This window comes from Bradyrhizobium sp. P3_C3, from assembly GCF_056402655.1.
Genome location: NZ_JBFUGY010000010.1, coordinates 137,322 through 149,893, shown reverse-complemented (window position 1 = coordinate 149,893; position 12,572 = coordinate 137,322). Strand labels below are relative to the sequence as shown.

Here is a 12,572-nt window from a genome sequence, read left to right as displayed (position 1 = left end):
TCAGGGGAAGTTGACTTTAATGATCGCTGCGATAGGATTTTCTGATGGCCAACGTGACGATGCGCCAGCTCAGATATTTCGACGCGCTGGCGCGTCACGGCCATTTCGGCCGCGCGGCGGAGGCAAGCTCGATCTCCCAGCCGGCCCTGTCGATGCAGATCAAGGAACTGGAGGAGGCGCTCGGCGGCCTGCTGCTGGAGCGCAGCGCCCGGCAGGTGGCGCTGACCCGGTTCGGCGAGGAACTCGCGCCGCGCGTCCGCGACATCCTGCGCTCGGTCGATGAGCTCGGCGATTTCGCACGCGCCTCGCAGGACCGGTTTGCGGGCCGGCTGCGGATCGGCATGATCCCGACGATCGCGCCCTATCTGCTGCCGAAGATCACCAAGAATCTCACGCGCATGCATCCGGAGCTCGACATCCGCGTGCGCGAGACGATGACGCCGCGGCTGATCCAGGAACTGGTCGAAGGCCGGCTCGACACGGCCATCGTCGCACTGCCGGTGTCCGAGCCTTCGCTCACCGAAGTCGCGCTGTTCGATGAAAAATTCCTGCTGGTGCGGCCGGGCTCCGACGAAGGCACACCGGTGCCATCACGCGAGATGATGCGCGAGATGCGGCTGCTGCTGCTCGAAGAGGGGCACTGCTTCCGCGATCAGGCGCTGTCGTTCTGCAACATGCAATCGGCGCCGCCGCGCGAGATGCTGGATGCGAATTCGCTGTCGACGCTGGTCCAGATGGTCAGCGCCGGCATCGGCGTCACCTTGATCCCGGAAATGGCGGTGTCGGTGGAGACACGATCGGCCTCGGTCTCGCTGTCGCGCTTCCGCGATCCCGAGCCCTCGCGCACCATCGGCATGGTCTGGCGCAAGACCAGCCCGCTGGCGCGGCAGCTGCTGCAGATCTCCGAGGTGGTGTGCCTGTCGGCCGGCAAGGCGCGCCCGCGGCAAGCCACGCGCGGCCAACGTGGGTAGGCGGGAATTTTCCTGAATAGCCGGGATCACTCAAGCGAGCCCCCGCGCAAGGCGGGCAGATCGAACCGAGAGCACCAATGTCTGATCCCGTCATCCGTCCCGCGCGTACCGACGAATATGACGAGATCGGCCGCGTCTGGATGGAAAGCTGGGTCTCGACCGGCCTCGCCGAGGCGAGTGAGTTCCTGTTGGCAAATCTGCGCGCGCGCATCAGGCGCGAGATCGAGAACGGCTGGAGCCTGTTCGTCGCCGACGACAACGGCACGATCGCCGCCATGCTGGCGCTGCATCTGCCAAAACTCTATCTCGACATGCTGTTCGTCGGCCCTGCCTATCAGGGGCAATCGCTCGGGCGGAAGCTGCTGGCCTTCACGCGCACGCAAATGCCCGACGAGATGTACCTGCGCTGCGTGCGCGAGAACGAGAAAGCCTGGCGCTGGTACGAGCGCGAAGGGTTTGCGTTCGAGAAGGAAGAGATCGAGCCGTCGAATGGGTTCGTGATGAAGTATTATCGGTGGAGGCGGCCGCGGCTCACCGGATAGACAGCGATCCCGGGCTGCAGCTTGCGGTTGTCACGATCCCACCCTAGTGTGGCGTATCCGATGACCTCCCGCCTCTGATCCTTGGAATCCATGTTTCGACTTGCTGCCCCGGTGCTCATCCTGCTGTCCTTCCTGACTTCGGCAGCAGCGCAGACCCCTCCCGCAACCACCGCTCCCGCCGCTCAGACCACACCACAGGCAAAGCCGACAGCCAAGAAAGCGACGACGAAGCCGAAGGCGACAGCCAAGCCTGCGGAGCCGGCGACTGCCGGTCCTTGCGGCGTCGGTGTGATTGCGGGGACCGGGGACATCTTTGTCGTCCAGAAGATCGGTTTGACCGTGTTCGGCAACGACTATGCCGAAGTCCCGGTATCCTGGGGCCTTGACGATCTTGTCTTTGCGCGGGTGCGGGCCGCAGCAGGCAACACGCCGGTGCGACGGATCACTTACGCCAAGGGCGCGCTCGATTCCTACTACCACCCCAGATCCGGCCTGTTCCGCAATCAGCGCGAAGAGCTGTCGAACCTGATCCGGCAGGTCGCGGGCAGTGCCGGTTGCGAGCGCTATCTCGTCGTCATGCGCAGCGAAGGACAGCTTGACGGGACCAATCAGTCGCTCAGCGGCGTCGGCATCTTCAGCCGGGGTGTCGGTCTCATCTCCTACGCGTATGTCTTCTCCTATATCGGCGCGACGTGGGTCGACGGCCGCACCTTCGAAATCATGAAAGGCCCCGCTGTGACGTTCGAAGGTGTCATGAAGCATATGGCTGACAACTTCGTGTCGAACGAGCTTTTGCAGAAGGTGGACAAGTCCATGTTTCCGGAGACGGCCGCGGACTCCGCCAACAACACCGCCCTGCGCGACACCACCCGCGACTTTCTGACCAAACGGCTGGACAAGATCTTGCCGCCGTATTTCGCGCAATAAGGCGCGTTGGCGTACGACGATGAATCTGCTTGCCGCCGCATTGGTATCATACGCGCTGCTGTCGCCGACAGGCGGGCAGGTGCAGCCGGCGCCAAAGCCGGAAGTGGTCAAGCCCGCGATCAGGAAACCGGCAGGCGTCAAGCCAAGCGGACCGGTTGAAAGCGGCCCGTGCCAAATCGGCGTGATACCGGTCGGCGGTGACCTATTCGTGGTCGAGAAGTTTGGACCTTTCACGTTCATGGACAAGCGTGCGCGGGTCTCGATTGGGGCGTGGGCGCTCGACGACCTCGTCGTCTCGCGCGTTCGCGCCGCTGCGGCCGGCAGTTCCGTGAAGAGAATTCCCTACACCGTCGAAGAGCTCAAGTCCGGTGGTCGCGAAAAGCAGCATCCGTTTTTTTACAGCGCAGCGACCGACATCGGAAACTTCGTTCGCTTCCTCGCGCCCAAACTGCGGTGTGAGCGCTACATCGTGGTCCACCGGAATCACGGAACGCATCGGGAATCCGGCATCGGTATCTCACAATACCCTTACGGTGGGCCAGTCCATCTCTTCGCGATGATGTACATCCGGGTCTATGACGGTACCACCTTCGCGTTGATCAAGGAGGCACCCGCCTTGATGACCGAGGACACGTATGTGGAGCGCTTGCTGCACAATCCGCTCGGCGGTCCGTCGAGCGAGCTGGATCGCGCGATGTTTCCGGAGAAGCCGGCGGACGCAGTCAACAACCCGGTGCTGCGCGACGGGGTACGCACGATGCTGACGAAGAGTCTCGACAAGACGCTGCCGGCCCTGCTGCAACGTCCGTCGCCGTCACGTTGACCAAGATATCGCTCGCAGAACGGCGCATCCATCTAGGCATAGTGCGTTGCGCATCGGGCGCAAACACGCAATGAATCTGCCCTCGCCCGCCGTTACGCCAATGGAAAGTTCTCGCCATGATCAAGCTCTATTGGTCGCCCCGCTCGCGCTCGTTCACGACGCTCTGGCTGATGGAAGAGAGCGGCCTGCCCTATGAGCGCGTGCTGACCGACATCTCGACCGGTGCGCAGAAAGCGCCGGATTATTTGAAGGTCAATCCGATGGGCAAGGTGCCGGCGCTCAGCGACCGCGATGCCGCGCTCGGCGAGGCCGCGGCGATTTGCGCCTACATCGCCGACCGCTATCCCGAGACGAAGCTGGCGCCCGCCATGACCGATCCGCGCCGTGCGCGCTATCTGCAATGGCTGTTCTTCTCGCCGGGCTGCATTGAGCCTGCCATCATCCAGATCTTCACCAAGATCGAGATCCCGACCTCGACGGCGGCCTGGGGCAGCGCCACGCAGGTGTTCGACGTGCTGGAAGCTGCGCTCGCGAAGGGACCGTGGATCCTCGGCGAGGAATTTTCGGCCGCCGACATCACGGTCGGCTCCGGCCTGAATTTTGCGGTGCGCCTGTTCAAGATGGTGCCGTCCCGCCCGACCTTCGATGCCTATCTCGCGCGCTGCATGGCGCGGCCGGCGTTCCAGCGTGCAGAGCAGATCGCCGCGGGATAAACCAACTCTCGTAGGGTGGGCAAAGCGGAGCGTGCCCACCACGTCTTTCTGCGGTCATGGAGAGATGGTGGGCACGGCGCTCTGCGCCTTTGCCCACCCTACGAAATCACTCTGACGTCTTCAAATCGTCCGGCCTTGGCATCAGGACGATGTTGTAGCCGGAATCGACATAGTGGATCTCACCGGTCACGCCGCCAGAGAGATCCGACAACAGATACAGCGCCGAGCCGCCGAGCTCGTCGAGCGTGACGCCGCGGCGGAGCGGCGAATGTTTCTGCATGAAGCCGAACATCGCACGCGCCTCGCCGATGCCCGAGCCGGCGAGCGTACGGATGGGGCCTGCGGAGATCGCGTTGACGCGGATGCCGCGCGGTCCGAAATCGGAGGCGAGGTAGCGCACGGAAGCTTCCAGCGCCGCCTTGGCGACGCCCATCACGTTGTAGTTCGGCATCGCGCGCTCCGAGGCGCCGAAGGTCAGCGTGACCATGCTGCCGCCCTCCGTCATCAGCTCGGCGGCGCGTTTGGCGACCTCCGTGAACGAGAAGCAGGAGATCACCATGGTGCGCGAAAAGTTCTCGCGGCTGGTGTCGGCGTAGCGGCCCTTCAGCTCGTTCTTGTCGGCAAAGCCGATGGCGTGGATGACGAAATCGAGCTTGCCCCATTTCTCGCGCAGCACGGCGAAGGTCGCATCAACGCTGGCAATGTCCTCGACGTCGCAAGGCAGCACCAATTCCACGCCGAGCTGCTCCGCCAGCGGCTTGACGCGCTTGCCCAGCGCCTCGCCCTGGAAGGTGAAGGCAAGCTCGGCACCGTGGGCATGCAGCGCCTTCGCCATGCCCCAGGCGATCGAATGATCATTGGCGATGCCCATGATCAGACCGCGCTTGCCTTTCATCAGTCCTTCCATCTCGCAATTACTCTCCGCTCTCCGTCATGCCCGGGCTTGTCCCGGGCATCCACGTTCTTCCGCAACCGGTAGCAAAGACGTGGATGGCCGGGACGAGCCCGGCCATGACGAAAAAACTACCAGTGCGTCTGCAATGACGTCACACATCCAGCCGGCTGAACACCAGCGTGGCGTTGGTGCCGCCGAAGCCGAAGGAGTTCGACAGCACGGTGCCGATCTTGACGTTGTCGATGCGCTTGCGCACGATCGGCATGTCGGCGAACACGGGATCGAGCTCCTGGATGTGAGCGCTCTCGCAGATGAAGCCGTTGTTCATCATGAGCAGCGAGTAGATCGCCTCCTGCACACCGGTCGCACCGAGCGAATGGCCGGTCAGCGCCTTGGTCGCCGAGATCGGCGGGCACTTCTCGCCGGCACCGAACACCCTGCGGAGCGCGTCGATCTCCGGCGGATCGCCGGCTGGCGTCGAGGTCGCGTGCGGATTGATGTAATCGACCTTGGTCTTCACCGTCGACATCGCCATGCGCATGCAGCGCTCGGCGCCCTCGCCGGAGGGCGCGACCATGTCGTAGCCGTCCGACGTCGCGCCGTAGCCGACGATCTCGCCGTAAATGCGCGCGCCGCGCGCCTTGGCATGTTCAAGCTCTTCCAGCACCAGCACGCCGGCGCCGCCGGCAATGACGAAGCCGTCGCGGTTGACGTCATAGGGACGCGAGGCGGTGGCGGGCGTATCGTTGTACTTCGACGACATCGCGCCCATGGCGTCGAACAGCACCGAGAGGGACCAGTCCAGCTCCTCGCAGCCGCCGGCGAAAATGATGTCCTGCTTGCCGATCTGGATCGTCTCATAGGCGTTGCCGACGCAGTGGTTCGACGTCGCGCAGGCCGAGGAGATCGAATAGTTCACGCCCTTGATCTTGAACCAGGTCGCGAGCGTCGCGGAGGCCGTGGACGACATCGCCTTCGGCACGGCAAACGGTCCGACGCGCTTCGGCCCCTTGGTGCGGGTGATGTCGGCGGATTCGACGATGGTGCGGGCCGACGGGCCGCCGGAACCCATGATGATGCCGGTGCGGATGTTGGAGATTTCTTCGGGCGACAGACCGGAATCCTGGATCGCCTGCTCCATCGCGATGTGATTCCACCCCGCGCCCTGGCCGAGGAAGCGCATCGCACGCCGGTCGACGACCGTCGCAGGATCGATCGTCGGCGCACCTTGCACCTGCGAACGGAAACCGAGTTCGGCATATTTTTCAGCCCGCGAAATACCTGACTTCGCCTCGTGAAGGCTCGCAAGCACTTCCTGGGTGTTGTTTCCGATGGACGAGACGATACCCATCCCGGTGACCACAACCCGCCTCATGACAGCCTCGCCTAAATCGTTGTCTTTCTTGATGTGATGCGCTCAGCCCAGGCTCACGCCCTGCTTGAACAGGCCGACCTTCAGATCCTTCGCGCGATAGATAATCTGGTCATCGACCGAAAGCCATCCGTCGGCGATGCCGAGCACCAGCTTTGAACGCATCACGCGCTTGATATCGATGTTGTACACAACCTTACGGGCCTCGGGCAGCACCTGGCCGCTGAACTTCAGCTCGTTCAGGCCAAGCGCGCGGCCACGCCCTTCACCGCCGCTCCAGCCCAAATAAAAGCCGACCATCTGCCACAGCGCATCAAGGCCGAGGCAGCCGGGCATGACCGGGTCGTTCTTGAAGTGGCAGCCGAAGAACCAGAGGTCGGGCTTCACGTCGAGCTCGGCCCGCACCACCCCCTTGCCAAACTCGCCGCCGGTCTCGTTGATGTCCGTGATGCGGTCGAACATGAGCATCGGCGGCAGCGGCAGCTGGGCATTGCCCGGGCCGAACATCTCGCCGCGGCCACATGCCAGCAGATCTTCATATTCGTAGCCGTTGCGCCTGTTCAGCATGCGGAAGCCTCTGTTCAAATCCCGATTGAGCGGCGTTTCTGGCGAAAATGGGCCCCGTTTCGTTCGGAAAGCCGCGCCAATTCCCGTCATCCGGCGCGACAGCCACGAGCCAGGATGGACTGCGGGCCGGGCCTCAATGCCCGGCTGCGCCATAGTCGGCCAAGCGGAACCGCGGGCTCTCTAACACAGGCATTTCGGGTGGCAAAGCGATCTCATGAAGGGAAAGTGACCACCTGCTCGCCCGGTTCCATTTCTCATTAGAACCTCTCTAGTTGCGAGAAACTTGCATCTGCATCTATCTGTCCATATATTGCATATAGATGCAGTGTCCACGCGTGCCCGAAATCTGGAAATGAGCGAGAATCCCGCGCCCCATCACGACGACCACGTCCATTCCGCCGCCCTCCTGTCCGGCCGCCAGCCGGCCTTGACCGGCTGCCCGTGGCACGACGTCAACGAAATGCTCCAGTCCGCGGGGCTTCGTCCGACGCGCCAGCGCATGGCGCTCGGCTGGCTCCTGTTCGGCAAGGGTGCTCGCCACCTCACGGCTGAAATGCTCTACGAGGAGGCGACGCTGGCCAAGGTGCCGGTGTCGCTCGCGACCGTCTACAACACGCTGAACCAGCTGACCGATGCCGGCCTGCTGCGCCAGGTCAGCGTCGACGGTACCAAGACCTATTTCGACACCAACGTCACCACCCACCACCATTATTACCTCGAGAACAGCCACGAGCTGGTCGATATCGAGGATCCGCATCTGGCGCTGTCCAAGATGCCGGAGGTGCCCGAGGGTTACGAGATCGCGCGCATCGACATGGTCGTGCGCCTGCGCAAGAAGCGCTGAGATCGATCCAAAGCTGCTGAATTTGTCGTCATGGCCGGGCTTGTCCCGGCCATTGTCGTTTGTGCCGTCATTCCGAGGCGGTGCGCAGCACCGAACTATGGTGCGCGCTTGCGCACCTGAGAATCTCAAGATCCAAGTCTTGCGCTTCGCGCCATCCTGGGATGACCCTTCGGGTCAGTTGACCTGCTCGTCCGAATAAACGCCCCAGAGGCGCTCCTGCTGGATCCAGCCGTCAAAGCCGTTGCCGGTGACGCGACACCAGTTTGCAGTGCACTTCTTGACCTGCGTGACGACGCCGGCCTGGAGCTTGGCCGCAACCGCGCTGTCGAGGTCGGCGCGGTCGTAGATCGGGGCGAGGTCGTCCTTGTGTTTCATGGTGACGACCGCGGTGCGGCGGCCCGACAGCAGCGAATGATAGACCCAGCCCTCGGCGCCTTCGGAATCGCGCACCCGGCGCCAGTTCTCGAACTCGGCGGTGATTTCGACCGGCAGGCCGGCGCGGGTGTAGACCCAGGCGACGTCATTGTCCTTGGTCGGGCCGGCGCGGACGTTCACGTGATCCGATTTGAGGCTGACATAACGCGGCACCGGCAGGCCGCTCGCGGTCTGGGGGGTGCTGTCCTTCGCCGAATGCCCGGGGCTGACCGAGGCGCTCAACCAGGTGCAAACGAGCGCCATCACCGAACAAAAACGCCCCAACGCCATCAACCCGTCTCCTGTCGAGGGCCCCGCCGCGCCGGGCCCTCACCCTAAATTCCGAACCTGCCGCGTAAGCCCATCTCCCGTGTTCCCGAAGCCTTAACCCGTGGTTCTTGTCTTGGCCCGGCCTTCTGCTAGAGAGGACGGACACTTGAACAACCAGTTTGCCCCGATTTTCCGGTCGGAAATGTCGGGAGAGCTTGAAGGAAGCGCCGGGGACGACACGGCAAAGGCAGTGTCGAACAACCGGGTTAATGAGGCCTCAACGGCCGGCCTTTGGTAACAGAGGCGGCTTGCGGCGCCTCATGAGGGCATGACATGTCGGTGAAGAAAAAGCCCCTCGTGGTGGTGACGCGCAAGCTGCCGGACTCGATCGAGACCCGGATGCGCGAGCTGTTCGACGCGCGGATCAATCTCGAGGACACACCGATGTCGGCCGAGCAGATCGCTGAGGCCGCGCGCACCGCCGACGTGCTGGTTCCGACCGTCACCGACCACATCACCGCCGACATCGTCAACCAGCCCGACTGCAAGCTCCGCCTGATCGCCAATTTCGGCAACGGCGTCGACAATATCGATGTCGAGGCCGCGCATGCCCGCGGCATCACCGTCACCAACACGCCAAAAGTTCTGACCGAAGACACCGCCGACATGACCATGGCGCTGATCCTGGCGGTGCCGCGCCGGATGATCGAAGGCGCCTCGATCCTGACCGAAGGAAAGCCCTGGCCCGGCTGGTCGCCGACCTGGATGCTCGGCCACCGCATCGGCGGCAAGCGTCTCGGCATCATCGGCATGGGCCGCATCGGCCAGGCGGTCGCGCGCCGTGCCCGCGCCTTCGGCCTCCAGATCCACTACCACAATCGCCGTCCCGTGGCGCCGAAGATCGCCGAAGAGTTAGGGGCGACCTATTGGGAAAGCCTCGACCAGATGCTGGCGCGGATGGACATCATCTCGGTGAACTGTCCGCACACGCCGGCGACCTATCATCTGCTGTCGGCGCGGCGGCTGAAGCTGATCCGCAAGGACGCCTACATCGTCAACACCGCGCGCGGCGAGGTCACCGACGAGGACACGCTGATCAAGCTGATCGAGGGCGGCGAGATCGGCGGCGCCGGCCTCGACGTCTACGAGCACGAGCCCGCGGTCAATCCAAAGCTGGTGCGGCTCGCCAAGGCCGGCAAGGTGACGCTGCTGCCGCATATGGGCTCGGCCACGATCGAGGGCCGCGTCGAGATGGGCGAGAAGGTGATCATCAACATCCGCACCTTCCTCGACGCCCACAAGCCGCCGGACCGCGTGCTGCCGAGCATGCTCTGAGGTTTATTTGCCGCGCGTTTCGCGCTTGCGCCAATCCGCGACGAAATCGATGAACGCGCGTAGCGCGGGCGGCGTCTGGCGCCGGCTCGGATAGTACAGGAACGGGCCCGGAAACGGCTCGCACCAATCTTCCATCAAGCTGACCAACGCGCCGGACGTCACTGCGTCATGGACGTAGCCATCGAGCGTCGCCCAGATGCCGGCGCCGTCGAGCGCAGCGCGCATGGCAAGGCCCATGTTGGTCGAGATCAGCTTTGCGGGCGGATCGACCTTCACGATCTGGCCAGCCTTCTCGAACTCCAGATCATGCATGACACCGCTCGAGTAGCGGGCGCGGATGCAATCATGGTCGAGCAGATCTTTCGGATGCTTCGGCGTGCCGCGGCGCGCGATGTACGCAGGCGATGCGACGACGACATAGCTCTGCGGACCGCTCAGCGGGATCGCCACCATGTCCTGCGCGAGGTGCTCGCCATAACGCACGCCGGCATCGTAGCCCGCGCTGACGATGTCGACGAAGCCGCTTTCGGAAACGATGTCGAGGTCGACCTGCGGGTAGGTCGCGAGGAACGGCCCGACCATCGGCGCCAGCACGAGGTCCACCGCCGGCGGCGGCGCGTTGATGCGCAGGCGGCCCGAGGCCACCTCGCGCATGCCGCGGACCTGATCCAGGGCATCGCCGACATCGCGCAGCGCCGGAGCGATGCGGGACAGCAGCAGCTCGCCCGCCTCGGTCAGCGCGACGCTGCGGGTGGTGCGGTTCATCAGGCGGACGCCAAGGCGCTCCTCCAGATCCCGCAGCCGCTGGCTAAGGCTCGACACCGACACACGAATTTCGATCGCCGCACGCCGGAAATTGCGGGTACGGGCAACCGCCACGAAGACGTCGAGATCTCGCAGATCGGGTTCGGCCATTGTTCTCTAATGTGAACAAACCATTCTGGATTGTCCAGCTTATCGGCCTAATCGGTCAGGCGCATATCTGGCCTCGTCACGCGGCGCAATCAGCCTGCCGCCTTTTCTAGGAGAGCCATCATGGAACAGCGCAAACTCGGTTCAACCGGTCCGACCGTCTCCGCCCTTGGTCTCGGCTGCATGGGCATGTCGGAGGTCTATGGCCCCGCCGACCGCGGCGAAAGCATCGCCACGGTCCGTTCGGCGCTCGATGCCGGCATCACACTGCTGGACACCGGCGATTTCTACGCCATGGGCCACAATGAAATGCTGGTGCGCGAGGCCCTGAAGGATGTGTCGCGCGACAAGGTGCAGATCAGCGTGAAGTTCGGCGCGCTGCGCGGTCCCGCCGGCGAATTCTCCGGCATGGACACAAGGCCAGCCGCGACCAAAAACTTCCTGGCTTATTCGCTGCAGCGCCTCGGCACCGACTACATCGACATCTACCGTCCGGCGCGTCTCGATCCCAACGTTCCCATCGAGGAGACGATCGGCGGCCTCGCCGATCTCGTGAAGGCCGGCTACATCAGGCATATCGGCCTGTCCGAGGTCGGCTCCGACACCATCCGCCGCGCGCACGCCGTGCATCCGATTGCCGATCTCCAGATCGAATATTCGTTGATCGAGCGCGGCATCGAACGCGACATCCTCAAGACCTGCCGCGAGCTCGGCATCAGCATCACGGCCTACGGCGTGCTGGCGCGCGGCCTGATCAGCGGCCATTGGTCGAAGGACTCCGGCAAGACCGGCAGGGATTACCGGCTGATGACGCCGCGCTTCCAGGGCGCAAATCTCGACGCCAATCTCGCGCTGGTGGAATCCCTGCGGGCGATCGCCACGGAGATCGGCGCGACGCCGGCGCAGGTCGCAATCGCCTGGGTGGCGGCTCAAGGCAAGGAGATCGTGCCGCTGGTCGGCGCACGCACGCGCAACCGTCTCACCGAAGCGCTCGGCGCGGCGAAGGTAACGCTGACGCCGGCGCATCTTGCGGCGCTTGCAAAAGCGTTTCCGCCCGACGTCGCTTCCGGCACGCGCTACGCGGCCGAGCAGATGGCGCATCTCGACAGCGAGAAGCCGGCCACGCGGTAGCGGCAGCGATCAGGTGCGATGGGCGCTGAGATCGGTGATGACAGGCCCATCGCCGTTGAGCGGATTGGCCGGATCGCGCGCGTAGCGCAGCGTCTCGAAGCGCATCGCGCGCGCGTCGATCATCAGGAGGCGGCCGACGAGGCCGTCGCCGAAGCCGACGATCTCGCGGATCGCCTCCAGCGCCATCATCGAGCCCATCACGCCCGCAAGCGCGCCCATGACGCCGGCCTCCGCGCAGGCCGGCACGGTGCCGGGCGGCGGCGCTTCCGGAAACAGGCAGCGATAGGTCGGATTGAACACGCCCTGCTCGTTCTTCTCATGCGCGCGGATGGTGGTGAGCGAGCCGTCGAAGGTGCCGAGCGCCGCCGTGATCAGCGGCCGCTTCGCGAAGAAGCAGGCATCCGAGACCAGATAACGCGTCGAGAAATTGTCGGAGCCGTCGAGCACGAGATCGTAGTCTCCGATCATGCTCAGCGCATTGTCGGCATTGAGCCAGGTGGCATGGCCGACGAAGCGGACATGCGGATTGAGCGCGGAGATCCGCTCCGCCGCGCTCTCGACCTTGTGACGGCCGATATCGGGCGTCGTATGGATCACCTGGCGCTGGAGGTTTGACAGCGAGACCACGTCGTCATCGACCACGCCGAGCGTGCCGACGCCAGCGGCCGCCAGATACATCAGCGCGGGCGCGCCGAGCCCGCCGGCGCCGATCACCAGCACGGAGGCCCGCTTCAGCGCAGCCTGGCCCGGCCCGCCGACGTCGCGCAGCACGATATGCCGGGCATAGCGTTCAAGTTCGTCCGGGCTCAGCATCGTCGTCCTTCGTACCTCTCGCCCCTCGTGGTGAGGCGGCGCA

The 12,572-nt window shown here is 64.2% G+C and carries 14 protein-coding genes; 8 read left to right on the top strand and 6 right to left on the bottom strand.

Translation table 11 applies throughout. The features are described 5' to 3' along the window. Window positions 1–44: 44 nt before the first annotated feature. The 5 genes from AC1DW2_RS14105 (at window position 45) to AC1DW2_RS14085 (ending at window position 3,976) form a co-directional block, all read left to right on the top strand. Window positions 45–971, top strand: coding sequence for a hydrogen peroxide-inducible genes activator (locus tag AC1DW2_RS14105; RefSeq protein WP_028150571.1), 927 nt, complete (start codon window positions 45–47; stop codon window positions 969–971). Window positions 972–1,048: 77 nt separating this feature from the next. Then, window positions 1,049–1,513, top strand: a complete 465-nt coding sequence (locus AC1DW2_RS14100) for an N-acetyltransferase family protein (RefSeq protein ID WP_477006366.1) — start codon at window positions 1,049–1,051, stop codon at window positions 1,511–1,513. A 111-nt stretch (window positions 1,514–1,624) separates the two neighbouring features. Then, window positions 1,625–2,440 carry a hypothetical protein gene (locus AC1DW2_RS14095; protein WP_477006365.1) on the top strand — a complete coding sequence of 272 codons (816 nt, stop codon included), beginning with the start codon at window positions 1,625–1,627 and terminating at the stop codon, window positions 2,438–2,440. 103 nt (window positions 2,441–2,543) lie between these two features. Then, window positions 2,544–3,263, top strand: a complete 720-nt coding sequence (locus AC1DW2_RS14090) for a hypothetical protein (protein WP_477006364.1) — start codon at window positions 2,544–2,546, stop codon at window positions 3,261–3,263. 116 nt (window positions 3,264–3,379) lie between these two features. Further along, window positions 3,380–3,976, top strand: a complete 597-nt coding sequence (locus AC1DW2_RS14085) for a glutathione S-transferase family protein (RefSeq protein ID WP_477006363.1) — start codon at window positions 3,380–3,382, stop codon at window positions 3,974–3,976. A 106-nt stretch (window positions 3,977–4,082) separates the two neighbouring features. On the opposite strand, the gene fabI is transcribed toward AC1DW2_RS14085, so the two are convergent. The 3 genes from fabI to fabA all read right to left on the bottom strand — a co-directional run bounded on the left by fabI (window position 4,083) and on the right by fabA (window position 6,810). Then, window positions 4,083–4,883: an enoyl-ACP reductase FabI gene (gene fabI / locus AC1DW2_RS14080; RefSeq protein WP_477006362.1), complete on the bottom strand. Its 801-nt coding sequence runs from the start codon at window positions 4,881–4,883 to the stop codon at window positions 4,083–4,085. Window positions 4,884–5,022: 139 nt separating this feature from the next. Then, on the bottom strand, window positions 5,023–6,246 hold the full coding sequence (fabB, locus tag AC1DW2_RS14075; RefSeq protein WP_071908918.1) for a beta-ketoacyl-ACP synthase I: 1,224 nt from the start codon (window positions 6,244–6,246) through the stop codon (window positions 5,023–5,025). Between the two features lie 42 nt (window positions 6,247–6,288). Further along, a complete protein-coding gene (fabA, locus tag AC1DW2_RS14070; protein WP_071908917.1) occupies window positions 6,289–6,810 on the bottom strand; it encodes a bifunctional 3-hydroxydecanoyl-ACP dehydratase/trans-2-decenoyl-ACP isomerase in 522 nt (173 codons plus the stop codon). A 352-nt stretch (window positions 6,811–7,162) separates the two neighbouring features. On the opposite strand from fabA, the gene irrA reads away from it, so the two are divergent. Next, the gene (gene irrA / locus AC1DW2_RS14065) at window positions 7,163–7,654 is read left to right on the top strand and encodes an iron response transcriptional regulator IrrA (RefSeq protein ID WP_477006361.1); all 492 of its coding nucleotides are present in this window, start codon (window positions 7,163–7,165) and stop codon (window positions 7,652–7,654) included. A 174-nt stretch (window positions 7,655–7,828) separates the two neighbouring features. On the opposite strand, the gene AC1DW2_RS14060 is transcribed toward irrA, so the two are convergent. Then, window positions 7,829–8,359, bottom strand: a complete 531-nt coding sequence (locus AC1DW2_RS14060; protein WP_071908916.1) for an SH3 domain-containing protein — start codon at window positions 8,357–8,359, stop codon at window positions 7,829–7,831. Window positions 8,360–8,671: 312 nt separating this feature from the next. Here AC1DW2_RS14060 and AC1DW2_RS14055 point away from each other — a divergent pair, with 312 nt between their 5' ends. Next, window positions 8,672–9,673 (top strand): 2-hydroxyacid dehydrogenase, encoded by a 1,002-nt coding sequence (locus AC1DW2_RS14055; RefSeq protein ID WP_028149823.1) that lies wholly within the window; start codon window positions 8,672–8,674, stop codon window positions 9,671–9,673. 3 nt (window positions 9,674–9,676) lie between these two features. Here AC1DW2_RS14055 and AC1DW2_RS14050 read toward each other — a convergent pair whose 3' ends face one another. Next, window positions 9,677–10,588 (bottom strand): LysR family transcriptional regulator, encoded by a 912-nt coding sequence (locus tag AC1DW2_RS14050; protein ID WP_477006360.1) that lies wholly within the window; start codon window positions 10,586–10,588, stop codon window positions 9,677–9,679. A gap of 120 nt (window positions 10,589–10,708) precedes the next feature. Here AC1DW2_RS14050 and AC1DW2_RS14045 point away from each other — a divergent pair, with 120 nt between their 5' ends. Then, window positions 10,709–11,716 carry an aldo/keto reductase gene (locus AC1DW2_RS14045; RefSeq protein WP_477006359.1) on the top strand — a complete coding sequence of 336 codons (1,008 nt, stop codon included), beginning with the start codon at window positions 10,709–10,711 and terminating at the stop codon, window positions 11,714–11,716. Window positions 11,717–11,725: 9 nt separating this feature from the next. On the opposite strand, the gene AC1DW2_RS14040 is transcribed toward AC1DW2_RS14045, so the two are convergent. Then, window positions 11,726–12,529, bottom strand: a complete 804-nt coding sequence (locus tag AC1DW2_RS14040) for a HesA/MoeB/ThiF family protein (RefSeq protein ID WP_039155124.1) — start codon at window positions 12,527–12,529, stop codon at window positions 11,726–11,728. Between the last annotated feature and the right edge of the window lie 43 nt (window positions 12,530–12,572).

Bases quoted from the DNA above. Each gene is read 5' to 3' on its own strand.
- AC1DW2_RS14105 (WP_028150571.1), top strand. From the start codon at position 45: ATGGCCAACGTGACGATGCGCCAGCTCAGATATTTCGACGCGCTGGCG.
- AC1DW2_RS14100 (WP_477006366.1), top strand. From the start codon at position 1,049: ATGTCTGATCCCGTCATCCGTCCCGCGCGTACCGACGAATATGACGAG.
- AC1DW2_RS14085 (WP_477006363.1), top strand. From the start codon at position 3,380: ATGATCAAGCTCTATTGGTCGCCCCGCTCGCGCTCGTTCACGACGCTC.
- fabI (WP_477006362.1), bottom strand. From the start codon at position 4,883: ATGGAAGGACTGATGAAAGGCAAGCGCGGTCTGATCATGGGCATCGCC.
- fabB (WP_071908918.1), bottom strand. From the start codon at position 6,246: ATGAGGCGGGTTGTGGTCACCGGGATGGGTATCGTCTCGTCCATCGGA.
- fabA (WP_071908917.1), bottom strand. From the start codon at position 6,810: ATGCTGAACAGGCGCAACGGCTACGAATATGAAGATCTGCTGGCATGT.
- irrA (WP_477006361.1), top strand. From the start codon at position 7,163: ATGAGCGAGAATCCCGCGCCCCATCACGACGACCACGTCCATTCCGCC.
- AC1DW2_RS14060 (WP_071908916.1), bottom strand. From the start codon at position 8,359: ATGGCGTTGGGGCGTTTTTGTTCGGTGATGGCGCTCGTTTGCACCTGG.
- AC1DW2_RS14055 (WP_028149823.1), top strand. From the start codon at position 8,672: ATGTCGGTGAAGAAAAAGCCCCTCGTGGTGGTGACGCGCAAGCTGCCG.
- AC1DW2_RS14050 (WP_477006360.1), bottom strand. From the start codon at position 10,588: ATGGCCGAACCCGATCTGCGAGATCTCGACGTCTTCGTGGCGGTTGCC.
- AC1DW2_RS14045 (WP_477006359.1), top strand. From the start codon at position 10,709: ATGGAACAGCGCAAACTCGGTTCAACCGGTCCGACCGTCTCCGCCCTT.
- AC1DW2_RS14040 (WP_039155124.1), bottom strand. From the start codon at position 12,529: ATGCTGAGCCCGGACGAACTTGAACGCTATGCCCGGCATATCGTGCTG.